The 15,419-nt window shown below is 55.3% G+C and carries 12 protein-coding genes; 2 read left to right on the top strand and 10 right to left on the bottom strand.

What is annotated here, in order from left to right:
- Positions 1-293 precede the first annotated feature (293 nt).
- The 7 genes from PKO02S_RS16850 to PKO02S_RS16880 all read right to left on the bottom strand — a co-directional run bounded on the left by PKO02S_RS16850 (position 294) and on the right by PKO02S_RS16880 (position 9,059).
- Positions 294-1,067 (bottom strand): LamG domain-containing protein, encoded by a 774-nt coding sequence (locus PKO02S_RS16850; RefSeq protein WP_127584930.1) that lies wholly within the window; start codon positions 1,065-1,067, stop codon positions 294-296.
- A 112-nt stretch (positions 1,068-1,179) separates the two neighbouring features.
- A complete protein-coding gene (locus tag PKO02S_RS16855; RefSeq protein WP_127584932.1) occupies positions 1,180-2,697 on the bottom strand; it encodes an extracellular solute-binding protein in 1,518 nt (505 codons plus the stop codon).
- A 28-nt stretch (positions 2,698-2,725) separates the two neighbouring features.
- Positions 2,726-3,574, bottom strand: a complete 849-nt coding sequence (locus tag PKO02S_RS16860) for a carbohydrate ABC transporter permease (RefSeq protein ID WP_246067077.1) — start codon at positions 3,572-3,574, stop codon at positions 2,726-2,728.
- A gap of 73 nt (positions 3,575-3,647) precedes the next feature.
- Positions 3,648-4,607, bottom strand: coding sequence for an ABC transporter permease (locus tag PKO02S_RS16865; protein WP_127584936.1), 960 nt, complete (start codon positions 4,605-4,607; stop codon positions 3,648-3,650).
- 110 nt (positions 4,608-4,717) lie between these two features.
- Complete coding sequence (locus tag PKO02S_RS16870) at positions 4,718-6,544, bottom strand: cache domain-containing sensor histidine kinase (protein WP_127584938.1); 1,827 nt, start codon at positions 6,542-6,544, stop codon at positions 4,718-4,720.
- Positions 6,541-8,106 carry a response regulator gene (locus PKO02S_RS16875; RefSeq protein ID WP_127584940.1) on the bottom strand — a complete coding sequence of 522 codons (1,566 nt, stop codon included), beginning with the start codon at positions 8,104-8,106 and terminating at the stop codon, positions 6,541-6,543. Before PKO02S_RS16875 ends, PKO02S_RS16870 begins: the two co-directional genes overlap by 4 nt.
- 182 nt (positions 8,107-8,288) lie before the next feature.
- The gene (locus tag PKO02S_RS16880; protein ID WP_127584942.1) at positions 8,289-9,059 is read right to left on the bottom strand and encodes a phytanoyl-CoA dioxygenase family protein; all 771 of its coding nucleotides are present in this window, start codon (positions 9,057-9,059) and stop codon (positions 8,289-8,291) included.
- A 148-nt stretch (positions 9,060-9,207) separates the two neighbouring features.
- Between PKO02S_RS16880 and PKO02S_RS16885 the strand changes: the two genes are divergently transcribed.
- Complete coding sequence (locus PKO02S_RS16885; RefSeq protein WP_127584944.1) at positions 9,208-10,062, top strand: AraC family transcriptional regulator; 855 nt, start codon at positions 9,208-9,210, stop codon at positions 10,060-10,062.
- A gap of 158 nt (positions 10,063-10,220) precedes the next feature.
- The gene (locus tag PKO02S_RS16890) at positions 10,221-12,764 is read left to right on the top strand and encodes a hypothetical protein (RefSeq protein WP_127584947.1); all 2,544 of its coding nucleotides are present in this window, start codon (positions 10,221-10,223) and stop codon (positions 12,762-12,764) included.
- A gap of 234 nt (positions 12,765-12,998) precedes the next feature.
- Here the strand turns inward: PKO02S_RS16890 and PKO02S_RS16895 are convergent, their stop codons facing one another.
- The 3 genes from PKO02S_RS16895 to PKO02S_RS16905 all read right to left on the bottom strand — a co-directional run.
- Positions 12,999-13,676, bottom strand: a complete 678-nt coding sequence (locus PKO02S_RS16895; protein ID WP_164821503.1) for an IS1634 family transposase — start codon at positions 13,674-13,676, stop codon at positions 12,999-13,001.
- 679 nt (positions 13,677-14,355) lie between these two features.
- On the bottom strand, positions 14,356-14,595 hold the full coding sequence (locus tag PKO02S_RS16900) for a hypothetical protein (protein WP_127584951.1): 240 nt from the start codon (positions 14,593-14,595) through the stop codon (positions 14,356-14,358).
- A 537-nt stretch (positions 14,596-15,132) separates the two neighbouring features.
- A partial coding sequence (locus PKO02S_RS16905; protein WP_218033939.1) for a hypothetical protein occupies positions 15,133-15,419 on the bottom strand: 287 nt, incomplete at its 5' end.

Here is a 15,419-nt window from a genome sequence, read left to right on the forward strand (position 1 = left end):
GTAATAGACCAAGACTTCATTACATGCTTCAAGCCTTTTTCGCAACTTGGCAATCCCTTTGAGCAGCTCATTCCGATTCTTCCTGCTCTTTATCCATTCAGGCAGCCTACTGGCCAATAGCTGATAGGCTGCGAACCAACTAAGATATGCCAATAAAGCAAGACCACTAAACAACCAACAATCGGCTTCTATTTCCTTTTTGAGGAAGAGTTTTGCAGTAAATTTCCTATTACTTCAACGAATAACGGCAGCCGGTCATATAGCCGGCTGCCGTCTTTCGAAACAGGCAAGAGTTATCCTAATGTCGCAGCGGCCAGATCGCGCAGTTCTTCGGCCGATAACGCGCGGCCGAACACCGCCAAGCCGCCGAGCAGGCCGGTATAGAAATTGCCCGGCTCGCCGGAACGGTCGACCGCGCCGACGGTAAAGTCGGCTCCAGCCTCGCCGCCGTCGAACAAACCGCCTTCGTAACGGTACGGATTGTACGTTTCCCGCTCATCCAGACGGCCATCCAGATAAGCGCGCGCCTCCTTGCCGTCGTATGTGAACGCAACGAAGTGCCAGGCGTCGCGCGATACCGGCGTCTGGCCGATCGCCGCGTCCATGCACCACAGATGTCCCGGCGTGGGACCCCCGACCGACGAGACGTGGCCGCACACCTGCTCTGCACTGTTCCAGATGCGCAGATTCAGGAACAGGCAGTACTGGCGCATCGACCGCGACTCGTCCCACAGGCCGGCTATCGCTTCGCAGCCTTGATAGGCCGACTCGCCCCGACGCACCCACGCCGCCACGGTCACCTGCGCATCCGGCCCGTGAAGATCAAGCGCCGGGCAAGCCGCGCGCGGGATACAGAGCCACTTGCCGAATGTGATGTCGGCGGCATAAGGGCCGAACACGCCTTCCTCCGCTCGCTCCACCAGCCCCGCCATCTCGCGCAGCCGATACGGATGAGGCCCTTGCGCCACCCGCTCCTCCCCCGCTCCTTCTTGAAAATCCCAGAAGCTGATCAGCCCCGGGCGATCCAGCACCGCTTGCGCACGTGCTTGTCCTGCTGCTGTATGCATCGCCTAGTCTCCTCTTGATTGCAGAATTAGGAACGCGCCGCGCCACTAACACGGCAAGCGCGTCAAACAAGCAAATCCGTCCCCGCAGCCAATGGGGACGGATCCATGCGGATTATTTCGCGTTATACGCGTCGGTCAATGCCTTAGCGACATCTTCGCCGCCGGCTTTTTGCCATTTGCTCACGAATTCGTCGAATGCCGAGATCGGCATAGCGCCGGTAATGATTTTGAGGAAATACTCGTTCTTCAGGTCGAGAATTTCTTTGCTCTTCTTGTCGGCCGCTTCGACCGGCGGCAGCATGTCGACGACATTCTCGTACTTGGACGATTTCAGCAGCGGATTGAAGTAAGGCGCGAACCCTTTTTGCTCCATGCGCTGAAGGCCGAGCTCGATCGTATCGAACATGTTGTAGTAGACGCGGAAACGGATTTTTTCGGCTTCCGGCGTGGAGATGTATTTGCCGTCCTGCTTGTTGTAGTGCTTCCCAAGATCGCCAAAGGAGATATAGTCGATCAGCTCGTTAGTAGACACCTTGTTGAGGAATTGCACGACTTCCTTCGCCTTCTTGCTCGCCTTCGGCACGACCATGTAGCGGGTCACGGAGTTCAGCTTCGCCATGCCGTACGCGCCGTTCGCGCCGGTGACGGCATCGATGTAGCCCAGATCGGAGGAAGCGATTTTCGCTTTGAGCGCGTCTCCGGTCGTCTTGGCGTCGGCCCAGCCCATCGTGGTCATGAACGCTTTGCCGCTAACGATTTTCTCCTTGACGTTCTCCGCTTTGTTGACGACCGATTCTCTATCGAGTAGTCCTTCGCTATACAGCTTGTTGGCAAAAGTAAGGAAGTCCTTGGCGGCAGGCAGAGCCGGATTGTAGGTTACTTTGCCGTCCTTGTACGTATAGTCGACCGGCGGCACGAACATGGCCATGATGCCGTCGAGCGAGCCAAGCCCCTGCGACAAATTCGCCGTGTACGGGATCATGTCCGGCTTTTTCTCTTTGATTGTCTTGAGGGCGGCGTACAGCTGATCCTGCGTTTTCGGCTCGGCGATGCCAAGCTCCGTCAACAAATCCTTGCGCGTCAGCAGAGCGGAGTTCGGCGTACCGAAGTAGGCAGCCCGGATCGCGTACAGCTTGCCGCCGGACATCGCGGATTTCATCTGCTCGGGAGAAAAGATTTTCTTGATGTCGGGACCCACTTCGTTGACCAGCGCATCGAGCGGCGTAAGCAAACCTTGCTGCACGAAGCTGCCGAACAGCGCCTTGTCGTTCATGATCAACAGATCGGGCGTATCGCCGGAAGCCATCGTCAAATTCATCTTCTGTCGCGCCGCTTCGGCATCCTTCGGCAGCAGCTCCCACTGCACGTTGAACCCGGTTTTCTCGCGGATCATGTTGGCGATTTCGTTGTTGTTCACGTCGGACCCGGACGGGAATTCCTCCACATTGTTCGGGACGAGCACCTTCAGCGTCACTTTCTCTTTCGGTGTGGCGGACGCGGATGCCGTAGGCGAACCGGATGCGGACGATTGTGAACCGCCGTCTTTGCTGCCGCAACCGGCGAGCGCGGTGCCGGCGAGCAGCACGGCCGCCATCGTCAGCCCGAATTTTTTCTTATACCCCTGTGTCATGTTTGTAAATCCTCCCTTTATATGGTGATCAGCCTTTTACGGCGCCAAGCACGACTCCTTTGACGAAAAAGCGCTGCAGGAATGGATAAACCAGAACGATCGGCAGCGTAGCCGCCACGACGGTCGCGCCGCGGATCGACTCCGTGGACACGTTCACCTGCTCCAGCATATCTACGTTGTTGCTTGCATCGGACGCATTCATGATCATTTCCCGCAGGAACACCTGGAGCGGCAGCAGCTTCGAGTTGTTGATGTACATCAGAGCTTCGAAGTAGCTGTTCCAATACTCCACCGCGCAGAATAGGGAGATGGTCGCGATAACCGGCATAGCCAGCGGCACCATGATCGAGACCAGAATGCGGATGTTGCTGGCGCCGTCGATTTTGCCCGATTCCTCGAGGCTGTCCGGCAGGTTCATGAAATAAAGCCGCACGATGATCATATTGAACGGACTGACAAGTCCCGGAATGATGAGCGCCCATAGAGAGTTGACGAGACCTACACTTTTGACGACCAGATAGGTCGGGATAATGCCGGCGCTGAATAGCATTGTGAACACGTACAGCATCATGATCGTCTTCTGCCCTTTCAAGCGGCTGCGGGACAGCGCGTACCCGGTGCACACGGTCAGCGTCACATTGATCAATGTGCCGACAATCGTAATCAATACGGAATTGCGAAACGAAGTTATGAATTTCTGGCTGCCCAGCACGATCCCATAAGCATCCGTCGTAAAATGAACCGGCCATAGCTTGACGTCGCCGGCCATGACGCTAGCCTCATCGCTGAGCGACTTGGCGGCAATGTTCAGCACCGGGATCAAACAGGCCAGTATGACAAGGGTGAGCAGCACGTAGTTGACCCATTCGAATATCATTTCGCCCCTCGTCCGAAGCTTCATGACACATACCCCGCTTTCTCTATCGCATTCCGCTTATTCGCCCGCCCGGTTACCACAGGCTGCGTTCGCCGAATTTTTTGCTTAAATGGTTGGCCGTCGCGATAAGCGTCATGCCGATAACCGATTGGAACAAGCCGATGGCGGTCGTGAAGCTGTATTTCATTTCGGTCAAGCCGATCCGGTACACGTAGGTGCCGATTACATCGCCGACGCTGTAAACGAAGGGGCTATAGAACATGAGCACCTGCTCCAGATCGTTGCCCAGCGCACTGCCGATGCGCAGCAAAATAATGAAAATAATGACGTTGCGGATGCCGGGAAGCGTGATGTGCCAGATTTGCCGCATTTTGCCCGCGCCGTCGATGCGTGCCGCCTCGTATTGCCCGGGATCGATGGACAGGATGGCGGATAAGTAAATGATCGAGGACCAGCCGGTTTCTTTCCAAGCGGCCGACAGCACCAGCACGCTGCGGAAAAACCGTTCATCGGCGATCATCATGATGTCCTGTATGCCTAGAAAGGAGAACACCTCTTTCAAGATGCCCGTTTGCGGCGACAGCAGGTTGATGAACAGTGCGCTGATGATAACCCACGACAAGAAGTGAGGCAGGTATGAGACGCTTTGCGTGACCCGCTTGAAGGGCAGATTGCGCACTTCGTTGATCATTAACGCAAGGATGATCGGCAGCGGGAACTGGAAAACCAGCTTGTACAAGTTGATCAGCAGCGTGTTGCGCAGCACTTCCCAGAACTTCGGCTGATCCCACAGCTCCTGAAAATGCTTCAGCCCTACCCAAGGGCTCCCCCATATGCCGTCGAAGAGATTGTAATCCTTAAAAGCAATGATCGTGCCGAACATCGGAACGTATCGGAATAGCAGCATGACTACAAGTCCGGGAATAAGCAGCAAATATAGATCGTAGTCGTTCCTTAACAAGGTCCGCCAAGCGCTTCGCCGGACAGGCGGCGCCTTAGGCGCAACGATCGTTCCCTCCTCTATATTTGCCATGTGCAAACACTTCCTTTCCGCGTTGCTTCTGTAAATGGCTATTATGCAATCGCTTTCACTTTACTCTTTTGATTATAGGGAAATAAAAAGACCCCGAAAACGGGGCATTCCTACGATAAGGTGTCGGATCTTCCGCTCTTCGATGAAGCTTCCAGCGAGCCCGCCTGCAGCCGCAGCCTGATGGCCGTCCCGCAGCCGAGCTTGCTGCGGATTTTCACGCCGAACCCCGGTCCGTAAACCAGCTTCAGCCGCTCTTGCACATTTCGCAGCCCGTAGCCGGGGCCTTCGGCCAGCAGCAGTGTGGCGGCGACCTCCTTGCTCATGCCAACGCCGTCGTCGAATATGACAAACTCGACCGCTTCTCCCAACAGCCGCCCGCGCAGGGTAATCGTACCTGCCTTGCCAGGACGTTTGTTGATCCCGTGCACGATGGCATTTTCGACGATCGGCTGAAGAATCAGCTTCGGGATGGCGACCGGGTTCAACTCGGAGTCGACACGCGTCTCGAAGCGGAGGGCTCCGCTGAAACGAATATTTTGAATTTCCATGTAGGCGCGGACGTGCTCCAGCTCCTTCTCCACAGTGATCGTTTCCTGGCCGCGGTTCAGGCTGATGCGGAAAAACTTCGATAAATTCGTCACCACGTTGGCGATGTCAGGCGCTTTGGACGCCAGAGCCATCCATTTGACGGTATCCAGCGTGTTATACAAGAAGTGCGAGTTGATCCGCCCTTCCAGCACCTTCATTTCTTCCCGCTGCTTGTTGATCGTAATCGTATACACTTCGTCGATCAAATTTTTGATTTGCACGGACATCTTATTGAACCGCCGCTGAAGCAGCGATATTTCGTCGTAGCCGGTAATCTCCACTACTTCGCCGAACTTCCCTTGCTCGATGCCCATCATCTTGTCGCCCAGGATGCGAATTCGTTTTGTAAACATGCGCGACAACAAGACGGACAACGCCAACACGATCACGACGACCGAGACGGACAGCAGCAAAATGTACCAGCCGATCGACTTGCTCTGGCTCGTGATGTTCACGGCCGGCACGAGCCCCGCAAGCCGCCAGTCGGAATTGCCGACCGGCTGGGTGAGCAGCAGGTAGCTGCTTCCGCCGAACCGAACGGTGCGGTAGCCCTGCCCGTCGGCCGGGGTTTCCCGCAGCATCCGACTCAGCTCATCCTCATTCGTCTTCAGTTGCTCCGGCATCTGCGTATAGGACGAGACAAGCGAGTTGCCTTTGTACAGCATCGCGCGGTAGGGCAAGGCCAGATTCATGTCCTTGAGGACGCCCGCCAGCGTCTCTTCGTTCACGTCGATCGCAATGACGCCCAGCGTCTGGCTGACAGCTTCAAAATCCTTCATGAGCCGGTACAGCGAGACGACCGACTTCTGCACGTTGCCTAGATAGCTGGTCAAGCCAAGCGGACGCCATTCCATCACATTCGGCTTCGCCATCAGCTCCTTGTCGAGATTGGCCGATTCTTCCGCGCTGATCGGGAAAATGTTGAAGTTCTCCGTCGTATAAAGCGGGTTGTTCGGCACGAGCAGTCGGATGCGGAAGATGTTGCGGCTTTTCTCCAGATTGCGGATGATCTCGATAATCGCCTTGTAATCGCCGATCACGTCGCCGATGGTCAGCTCCTGCCGACTGGCTCGGCGTAAAATGCTCTGCAGCTGCACATTCGTGTAAATGATGTCGGAAATGTTCTCGACCTCGGTCAGCCGATACGAAATGTTGATCGCCGTCTGGCGCAGCGCTTCCAGATACGCGCGGCTCGTCTGCTCCTCGATGATGGAGGACGATTTGCGGTAAGAGAAAAAGCCGATGATCACCGACGGAATAAGCAAAATGACGATGAAGGCGATCAGCATTTTGCTGCGCAGCTTGAGCCTGGCGTCGAAGCGGACGAGCAGCCGGAGTAGCCTCATCATCTCGCCTTCTCTCGGTATTCGCTCGGGTTTATGCCGACTTCCCGTTTGAACAATTTTGTGAAATATTTGCCGTCTTTATACCCGACCCGCTCCGCCAAATCGGCGATCAGGAGGCCCGGCTCCTCGCGCAGCAGCCGCTTAGCCTCTTCGAGCCGCAGCTGTGTTAAGGCGTCGTTCACCGTCGCGCCGGTTTCCTTCTTGTACAAACCCGCCAAATAATTCGGCGACAAATGCACGTGCGCCGCCAATTGTGCGAGCGACAGCTCCTCGCGGAACGAGCGCTGCATGTATTCTTCCACCGCGAGCACGACTTTGCGCCGGTCGGGCTTGCTGTGGATGGCCGCAGCCAGCCCGTCGAGCGCTTCGGCCAGCAGCCGCTCGAGCTCGCGTTCGCTGTAAGCCATGCGTATACCGGCGAGCGTCTGCTCCCCGGCGGCCGCGCCAGCGACTTCGAGCAAGGCGCCGAAGCGGCGGGCGACCTGCAGGAGCAGCATGCTGCCGAACGCCTGCAGGTACGGCAGCGCCGCATGCGGTCCCGCGCGGCGGACCGCGCCGGCGAAGCCGAGCAGCGCGTGCTGCAGCTCGGCTCGGTCACCGCGCTCCAGTGCGGCCAGGATGGCCGCCTCGCGATGAGCGATGTCCGCCAGCAGCGGCTCCTCCTGCTCGGCGCGGGCCGCTTCATAGACGGCAACGGCGGCAGCATCGCCGTCGTCCGCCTGTGCGCCTAGCAGCGCGAGTCGGGCTTGGCGGAACGAGTGGCGGATATCGGCGAGCCGCGCCACTGAGGCGCCGATGCCGATGCGCGCGGCATGGCCGGGCAGCAGCCGGCCGATGGCCACCGCCATTTCGTGCGGCTCGGCAGCCATGATGGCGCCGTGGGCGCCCCCGCCGGCATCAAACAACAGCAACGGCAGTTCACCGTCCTGCGCGGGCGTCGATGCCGGTGCCGGGAAGTCGCCATCGGTTTCGATGTACGCGGCGCTGTAAACGGACTCGGCTTCCGTTTCCGTGAGCGCGTCAAGCACCGTATCGTCATCGCCAAGCACTTCGCGGTAAGCCGTGAGCGCCGTGTCGTCCAGCTCGCGATCCATCAGCTCCTGCAGGAACCGCTCGCGCACGAGCTGTCGCGACGCGCCGACATGCCGCTCCAGGCTGCTCAGCCGCTCGCTGCGCGCCCGTTCCTCGCCGCAGTCCTGCAGCACTTTGCGCAGCACGTCCTCGAGCTCCTCGGTGTGGAACGGCTTCAGCAAATAATCGACTACCTGCAGCTTGAGCGCCGACTTGATATATTCCACATCTTCATGACCGCTGATCATGACGACGCGGATCGTCTTGTCCGGAATGTCGGTGCGCAGACGGCGGACGAATTCGATGCCGTCCATCTCGGCCATGACGACGTCAGTCAGGATGATGTCGGGTCGCAGCGCCACCGCCATGTCCAGCCCCATCCTCCCGTCGGCTGCGTCGCCAATCAGCTCGATGCCGTAGGCCGACCAATCGAGACAGCCTTTCATGCCTTCACGGATCAGCTCTTCGTCCTCGACGATCATCAACGTATACATCGTGCTACCCTCCTTATTGGCTTGGTATCTATTCGACAATCGGTAACCGCTTTCATTTGTTTGGCTCACTCATTTTCCTGGCGTACTGTGTATGATAGTCCCTTCCACGACATCCGTCAATCGCGTAAACCTGGCAAAGCATAACTGCCTCCCCGGCGAGTGGCCGGAGAGGCTTAGCGTCTTTACATGAAGTAATACTTCGACAAGTCCCGTCCCTTCAGCGCGTACCGCTGGTAATGCTGGTAGTGCGCCTTGTACAGCTGTCCGTTTTTCGCGGGCGAGTAGGTCAAGTACATTTGCTTGCGGCTGACGTTCGCCGTGTTGGCTCCGCTCTGATGCGGCGTGAAGGAGTGGAACAGGATGATGTCGCCGGGATTCGTCTCGACGAGCTCGCCGGTGGCCGGATCGATCTCGGCAATTTCTTCGGCGTTCATGTTTCGCAGCGAGCCCGGCTCGGAGCGCAAGCGGTCGTGGTAGCCCGGGAACAGCTCCAGCCCGCTGTTCTCCTTGGTTGCGCCATCGATCGCCACCATCACCGAGATCAGGCCTTCCATCGGGAACACTTGCCAGTAGGCGGCGTCTTGGTGCATTGTGTACCCGTTCGTGCCCGGCAGCTTGAAGATCAGCTTGTCTTTGAACAGCAGCGGCTCGTCCATATAAATATCGCGAAGCGGAGCCAGGATGCGTTCATCTTGCACCAACGAGTTGAACATCGGCGATATGTCATGCACCGGATCGAGCTTCTCGATCTTCACCACGTCGTTCGGGTAATTCCGGTATGCGACACGGGCATTGAACGAATCGGTATACGGACTAGGCGTCAGCAGCCGTTCGCATTCCAGCTGCATTACCTTCGCTTCCGCCTCGCTGAACACATTGCGTAGAACTAGATATCCGTCTTTGTAATAGGAGTCGATTTGCTCGTTCGTGAGAATATTCAAGGCCTGTTTCATTTGGGCTGCGCCTCCATTAGGTTTTTGCCGGATGATTCGGCTGATACCTTTATCCTAAGGCAGCCCCTTCCCAAACTCCATGCCGTGATTTATACTATTTCATATCTTTTTTTGCTTGTTCTGAATAGGGAAGGAGTGAACCGATCGGATGGGAGCGAGGGTAAAACGATATACGTGCAGCGGGCCGCGCGACAAATTTTCGCTTGAGGCGGATGTGTACGAGGGGTGGGTCATTTTAGCGGCGCAGACAGGGTCGTTCCTCTTTAAGATGATGGACGCGGCGGGTGATGCGGCGGCTGCGAACGAGGCTGAAGCGAATGGAGACGCAGCCGAAATGGATCGCTGGGAGCGCCAAGGCGAAGCCGGTTTCGGCGAGCTGCTGCTATGTCCGCCTGGAACAACGCTGTGGCGGCAGGCGCTGGAGCCGATGTCGTTCGTGTTCGTCGAATACGTCTCCGAGGATAATGAGCTTTTCGGCGGCATTCCCCCTCGCGGCGGCAAAATACGAATCCGCGACATGCAGCGGCTCACTTCGTCGTTCGGTTATATGAACGAGCTTCATGACCGAAATGACGGCGCCAAGCCGGATGCGGACGTGGCCCATCTGTTCGCCGATCTGCTGTTCCTCATCACCCACGAGCGCAGCACCGCAGAGCGCCTGAGGGAACGGCGAGCCGCCGAGCCGCTGATGCACCATGCGGCCGCCTATATCGAGCAGCACGCCTGCAGCCCTGAGTTCGCGCTCGGCGCACTGGCGGACAAGCTCGGCATTGCCGGCCCGCAGCTGACGCGGCGCTTCCAAGCCGCCTACGGCAAGGCTCCTGTCGCTTATGTCACCGAAGTGCGGCTCGCGCGAGCCCGGCGCCTTCTGGTCGAAACCGACGATACGCTCGATTCGATCGCCGAACAGTGCGGCTACCCGAACGGCTTTTACCTCAGCCGCATGTTCTCTCGCGCTATGCGCCTCCGCCCGTCCGCGTACCGCAAAATGTATCGAATTTAGCGCCAATAACCACTGGACCGTGTGTAGCTCGCCGAATTAGCCCCCTTTTAAACACATCAACACGTATTTACGGCAAAAAAGGCCATAGTCTTCCCATCCCTTCCATATGCGTCAACCCGTTCAGTCTGTACGATGAAACATATAAGGGAGGGATCCGCATGACATCGATTCCATTCACTAAAGCGGAGCAGGTATGGCCCATTCGCCCGGTTCAATGGGACGCTATCCGGAAGGCCGAGCTGTCGAACCGCTATTTGAACATGCTGCTGCGATGGGTACCGTATGCCGACTCGACATTCGAGGAATGGCCGGGGCGCCCGAACTGCGGACATTTCTTCGGCGGATGTCACGGGTACGGTACGGATACTTCTTGCCCGGCTGCGCTGTACGCCGTATTGGCAAAGATCGGCGAGTTCGATGAGGAAACGACCGGGATCTCCAGGAAACGGTTGAAGACCCGCGCAATTCAGGGGATTCGGTACCTCGGTTTCACGCACGGCTCCGGTCCGGAGGACTGCGTCCGGCCGCTCAGCCACAATCCGGCGAACAGCGGTCTCAAGTGGGGACGCCCGGACGAAGATTGCTTCCGCGCGACGCAGACCGGCAACAGTATTGCTGCGCTTGGCATAGCGGCTCAGTTCCTATGGGATGATCTCGGCGATGAAGAGAAGCTGATGGTGCAGACGATCGTGGCTTCGTACGCGGACCGATGGTGCGAGGTCCGTCCGAGAAGCGGGGTGTACAACGATACCCAGGAGGAGGAGAACGCTTGGACGGCCAACGGCATTAGCGTCGCGATGAATTTGTTCCCGGACCATCCGAATGCGGAGAAGTGGAAAACGGGATTCATCCGTTGGGCGCTTAACTCCGTAGTGTCCTACAAGGATTGCTATATCCAGGAGAAGGTGCTTCCGGCTAAGACGCGTCGAACCTCATCTGTGGAGATTCCTCCCTTCATCAATGTCACGCTCCACGCCGATTACACGACTGAGAATCACGGCTTCGTGCACCCGGACTACCTGAAGGCCGGGATCAACCTGCGCGCGAGCCATCTGGTGCAAGCCTGGATCGGCGGCGCGGAGGCGCTGTCCTGCGCGTTGTACAACAATGAGGAAATCTACGAGCAGGTTATTCTGAAGTGCATTCAGGCCGACGGCTTCGGCATTCCTGTGCAAGGCCAGGATTGGTACTACAATAAGCAGCATGAATCGCTCTTCACGCACGCGGTTATGAACGTGGTGCATGAGCATCCGGATGCGGCGCTGATCGAGCGGGATGTTCTGAGCCGGATGGAGAAGGTACAGCTTAGCCATTCTAGCGGGTGTCTCGTCGAGGAGAACTCCGAGGACTATTGGCTTACCCCGTTCCAGTCGCTTAAGCATGTCGAACCGCTCAACATGCTCAGCCTGCTGAAGAGCTTCCTGCTGCACAGCTTTGGCGGCGACGGCACCCCTCCCAGCGACCGGGAAGCGTTCCATCGAAGAATGGAAGGCGTGCATCATTATCCTTACGGGAGCTTCATTATTCATAAAACGAAAAGGGCGTTCTCGGCGTTCAACTGGCGCAGCAATGTACTGGCGCTTACCCTTCCGGAATCCGGCATCTGGAGCCTTACGCCGATGTTGAACAACTACGTTGGAACGATCGAGTTCGAGACTTCGAACGGAGTGAAGGGGCTCACCAACGAAACCCGCGTCCGTCATGTCGAGCGCGACCATGTGCTCCCGCACGCTGACGGATTCGGAGTGTGCACGACGATCCCGCGAGGCGACCGCGAGCTGCTGCAGCATGTGGCATTCGTGTCCCTGCCGGATGGGCGTACCGTCTATTTGGAACAGTTTCATGCGGTTAAGCCGTGCCGAATCAAGCATATGCACACCGGGATCTTAGGCGTTCGCAACGAACATTACAGGCAGCTGCCGGATGTGGCCAAAGGGTACCGGACAATGTATGGATCGGACGGAACAGTCGCGACATTCGAGGGGATGTTCGGAGGCCGTCCGGATGAGCGATACGCGTTCGGGCCGGTCCCGTACCTCAACCTAGATCAGCAGATTGGGTTCCAGGTTTTCGGATCGGCCGGCATGCAATATTGGAACCGCCATGAGTTTCCGAAGTATACCGGGGTGGAGAACTCGATCGTGCTGAACGCCCGGGAGCAAGTAGTTATGGAGCCCGGCGCCAGCCTGCCTCCTCTCACGGTGTTCACACTGCCGAACCGCACGCTCGATGAGACCGCCCGGCATGCGTCAGAGACGGTGCAATTGGATTGTTCGGACCCTCAGGCGACGGTGTTCGAGTCGCAGGGCTGCCTCGTCTACGCCTTCTTCGGCGACTTGGATCGGACAGTTACGGCAGCCAGGCCGCTAACCTTGGGGCACGGCGACCGGCTAGCCGTCTATGAAGGGAACAATCGGATCGTGCCGGAAGCCTGGATGTGGAGCGGCCGGCTAGGCGCGTTCAGCAGCGGGTATCTGACGAAGACATGCTCGATCACCGTTCAATTGACAGGAGGGCTGCCCGCTAACGAGGCGTCTCCTCCAGCATGGTCGCTGGACGTTGCCGTCCTGGCGGATCGCATCCTGCTCACCAACGGCTCGCCGAAGCGACTCCTTGTGCAGCTGTTCATCCAAGGCGAGTCGGAGTCGCATCAATCGGTGGAACTCGGCCCGCAATCGTTCGCCACGGTTCCTAGAGGATAATAGATACGCATTGTACCCCATCCTCAGAGGTTCGGGCACAATGCGTTTTTGCATTTCCAGACTTTCGAAAAGTAGATTAAGATGGGACTAGAAGGGAAATATCATAGAATAGGGTTCATGTTGAAGCTGCGGATATTTGTTGGTGATGAATGAGGGAGGACTCAGTTTTGAATAGCCTAGAAAAAGGTGAGTACGGGGTTAAAAGAGTTTGATCAGGCGATCGACCATCTTCGGCTAGGCGACAATGTGGTGTGGCAGGTGGACTCGGTATTGGGATCGAATCGGCGTTTCCATCTGAGCAAGAGGATAGTATAATGCTCGCAATATGTTGAGACACGGGAGGGCGAAAAAATCGAGCAGTTGCTGCCAGTCTTCCTGGCTGAGCGTTTGTCGCAGCTTTCGGATAAACGTGTAGTTCCACGTTTTGTCCGAAGTATTCCCGTTCTCCACACTGGCGAGTACCGGGATGCGCTCCGGCGAAACGGCAAGTCCGAGCATGATCGGCTTGAGATCGGGGCGATGATCCTTGCTGTGTCCATGCACGATGTGCAGGTCGGCCTCTCCTTCGTAGGCGCCATACAGACTCACCGATGTCGTGTCGTTATGCAGCGCCCCAATCGGCAGACCGAGCTTGCGCATCGCACGAATGGCAAGAGCGGAGTAGACCTTCCACGGCGTGGCTTCGTGAAGCTTGTCGAGTGCGTGGGCGAGTGCATCGTCGTTCAAATCGTCGGCGATTACACCGGCCCCAAACAGGAGCTCCACATCTTGGTCACGGTAAAATCGCTCGACGTGAAAGAAGGGATCCTTGCCGCCGAGCACGTTGAGGATTAGGGCTTTGATTCGTGCGCCGGGCGATAGTTTGCAACGTTTCGGGTCCCACGCCAGCAACTCATTCAGAGTCTGCTCCAATTCATGTTCCCATAACGCACAAAACCCGCCATTGGGCGGTAAATTATCGGTACAGGTCCTTGTTACTGGGCATATGAATACCTCTGACCAGTTATTCATTTCTTTACATAAAATAATCGTAATACCATAACCCCATAAAGAAAATGAATCCCAGAAACGAAATAAGTCCAAACGCCGTCAGAATGACAATCACCGGAGACCATAAAGCAATTTTAGCTATCCTCTTCATATGCTCCTCCTTCATGTTGTTACACTAGAGTAAAATCTGTCATGTTGCAGATTCCAACTAATGTCCCATCTGTCTCTTTCTCAAAAGAAAGGCTAGCTCATACAACTCAGCCAAATCGGGTCTTCCAGTATGAATAAAGTTTGTCTTTGCTTCCTCTACTGTCATTACTTCAACGGCTACAACCTTTTCTCCATCTTCCGGTATCAGAGGAGAGGATATGATTTCAATATCGGCATACCCGACAACCCGATAGTATATCGGATGTGGTAGATGAGGTTTGTATGGCCTCTCCGAGTTTAGTGAGACCCAGTAGCTAGTGCGACTTACCCTCAAATTGACCCGCCACGATTACCTCAAATAGGAATTGGCTTTAACTCATCGGCAATAAATTAGGATAGGTTCATCGCTTAAAAATATCATTCATGTTGTTCCAATTGTCCCCGATCCAGATCATCTCATCAATAAAGCGTCCCGTTGTCTTTTCCTTGCTATACATCGCATGTACTCACTTGAACTCCTTATACCAAGTAAGTTGAATGGATCGAATAAGTTGTCGGTCTTCATAATCCACTTCATATTTCCATATCCCAAATGATTTGCTTCTACCGAATAAATACGCCATCCGAACTTATCTCTGAGGTAATGAATAATCTCATCTTCCAAAGCTTGTATTGCACTAACTGCTTCCATAGGAATCACCTCCTCATAATAAAAAGAACTACTATGGTCAGTTGCCGTATGGTGTTGGAATTAATCCAATATCTTAATAATATTTTTAGCAGCTAACAAGCTTTCGCTTTTATTTAGTTTTCGCGAAGGTTCCAAATGTTGAAGCATAGACTCTAAATATCCTGATATTATTTCAGGGTCCCTTGATCCGCTTGAACGAATGCATTTTTGTATTTCATAACTCTCGATACCATAGCTCTTTAAGTCAAACGGATCCCACTCGGCAATGATTTTATGTATTTTATCAATTTGAGAACTAATAACAATTCCTCCTCAAACTTCAATACAATTGTTGTAAAAGCTCTGAAAAGGTACTGCAGACTGGTTTTTCTGTTGCTCAGTCACAGGTTCCACCTCATTCATTAGTATCGGATTAATATTGCAACACGTCGGTGATGCCGCGCAGACGTTCAATCGCCTTCTCTTTCTGCACCTTCGCATACTGAAGCATCAATGGCGGTTCGCGCATGCCTGATCAGGTTTGACGCGGTTCTCATTCTAGCCCCATTGATAAAAATCTAAAACAAAAACTTTAGAGCCAACATCAAAATAAATCTGCTCCCATTCAAATTCGTCTTCACCTTTAGGTGGATTCGTTATTAGCTTATAAACCCTTATCTCTGAACCCAAAAGAAGATTTTTTAGCATTGTTATTAGTTGCTCTGAAACTCTGTTATACTCCTTGTCATTTTCCATTGATACAACTTTACCATCTGAATACTGTGTCTCGCCTAAAGTAAAATTACTCATATGAAACATTGAAAAAAACCAATACGTGCAGATAT

This window comes from Paenibacillus koleovorans NBRC 103111 (genome assembly GCF_004000845.1).
Taxonomy (GTDB): Bacteria; Bacillota; Bacilli; order Paenibacillales; family NBRC-103111; genus Paenibacillus_AA; species Paenibacillus_AA koleovorans.

Bases quoted from the DNA above. Each gene is read 5' to 3' on its own strand.
- PKO02S_RS16885 (WP_127584944.1), top strand. From the start codon at position 9,208: ATGGGAGCGAGGGTAAAACGATATACGTGCAGCGGGCCGCGCGACAAA.
- PKO02S_RS16880 (WP_127584942.1), bottom strand. From the start codon at position 9,059: ATGAAACAGGCCTTGAATATTCTCACGAACGAGCAAATCGACTCCTAT.
- PKO02S_RS16860 (WP_246067077.1), bottom strand. From the start codon at position 3,574: ATGATATTCGAATGGGTCAACTACGTGCTGCTCACCCTTGTCATACTG.
- PKO02S_RS16870 (WP_127584938.1), bottom strand. From the start codon at position 6,544: ATGATGAGGCTACTCCGGCTGCTCGTCCGCTTCGACGCCAGGCTCAAG.
- PKO02S_RS16875 (WP_127584940.1), bottom strand. From the start codon at position 8,106: ATGTATACGTTGATGATCGTCGAGGACGAAGAGCTGATCCGTGAAGGC.
- PKO02S_RS16855 (WP_127584932.1), bottom strand. From the start codon at position 2,697: ATGACACAGGGGTATAAGAAAAAATTCGGGCTGACGATGGCGGCCGTG.
- PKO02S_RS16900 (WP_127584951.1), bottom strand. From the start codon at position 14,595: ATGGAAGCAGTTAGTGCAATACAAGCTTTGGAAGATGAGATTATTCAT.
- PKO02S_RS16850 (WP_127584930.1), bottom strand. From the start codon at position 1,067: ATGCATACAGCAGCAGGACAAGCACGTGCGCAAGCGGTGCTGGATCGC.
- PKO02S_RS16890 (WP_127584947.1), top strand. From the start codon at position 10,221: ATGACATCGATTCCATTCACTAAAGCGGAGCAGGTATGGCCCATTCGC.
- PKO02S_RS16865 (WP_127584936.1), bottom strand. From the start codon at position 4,607: ATGGCAAATATAGAGGAGGGAACGATCGTTGCGCCTAAGGCGCCGCCT.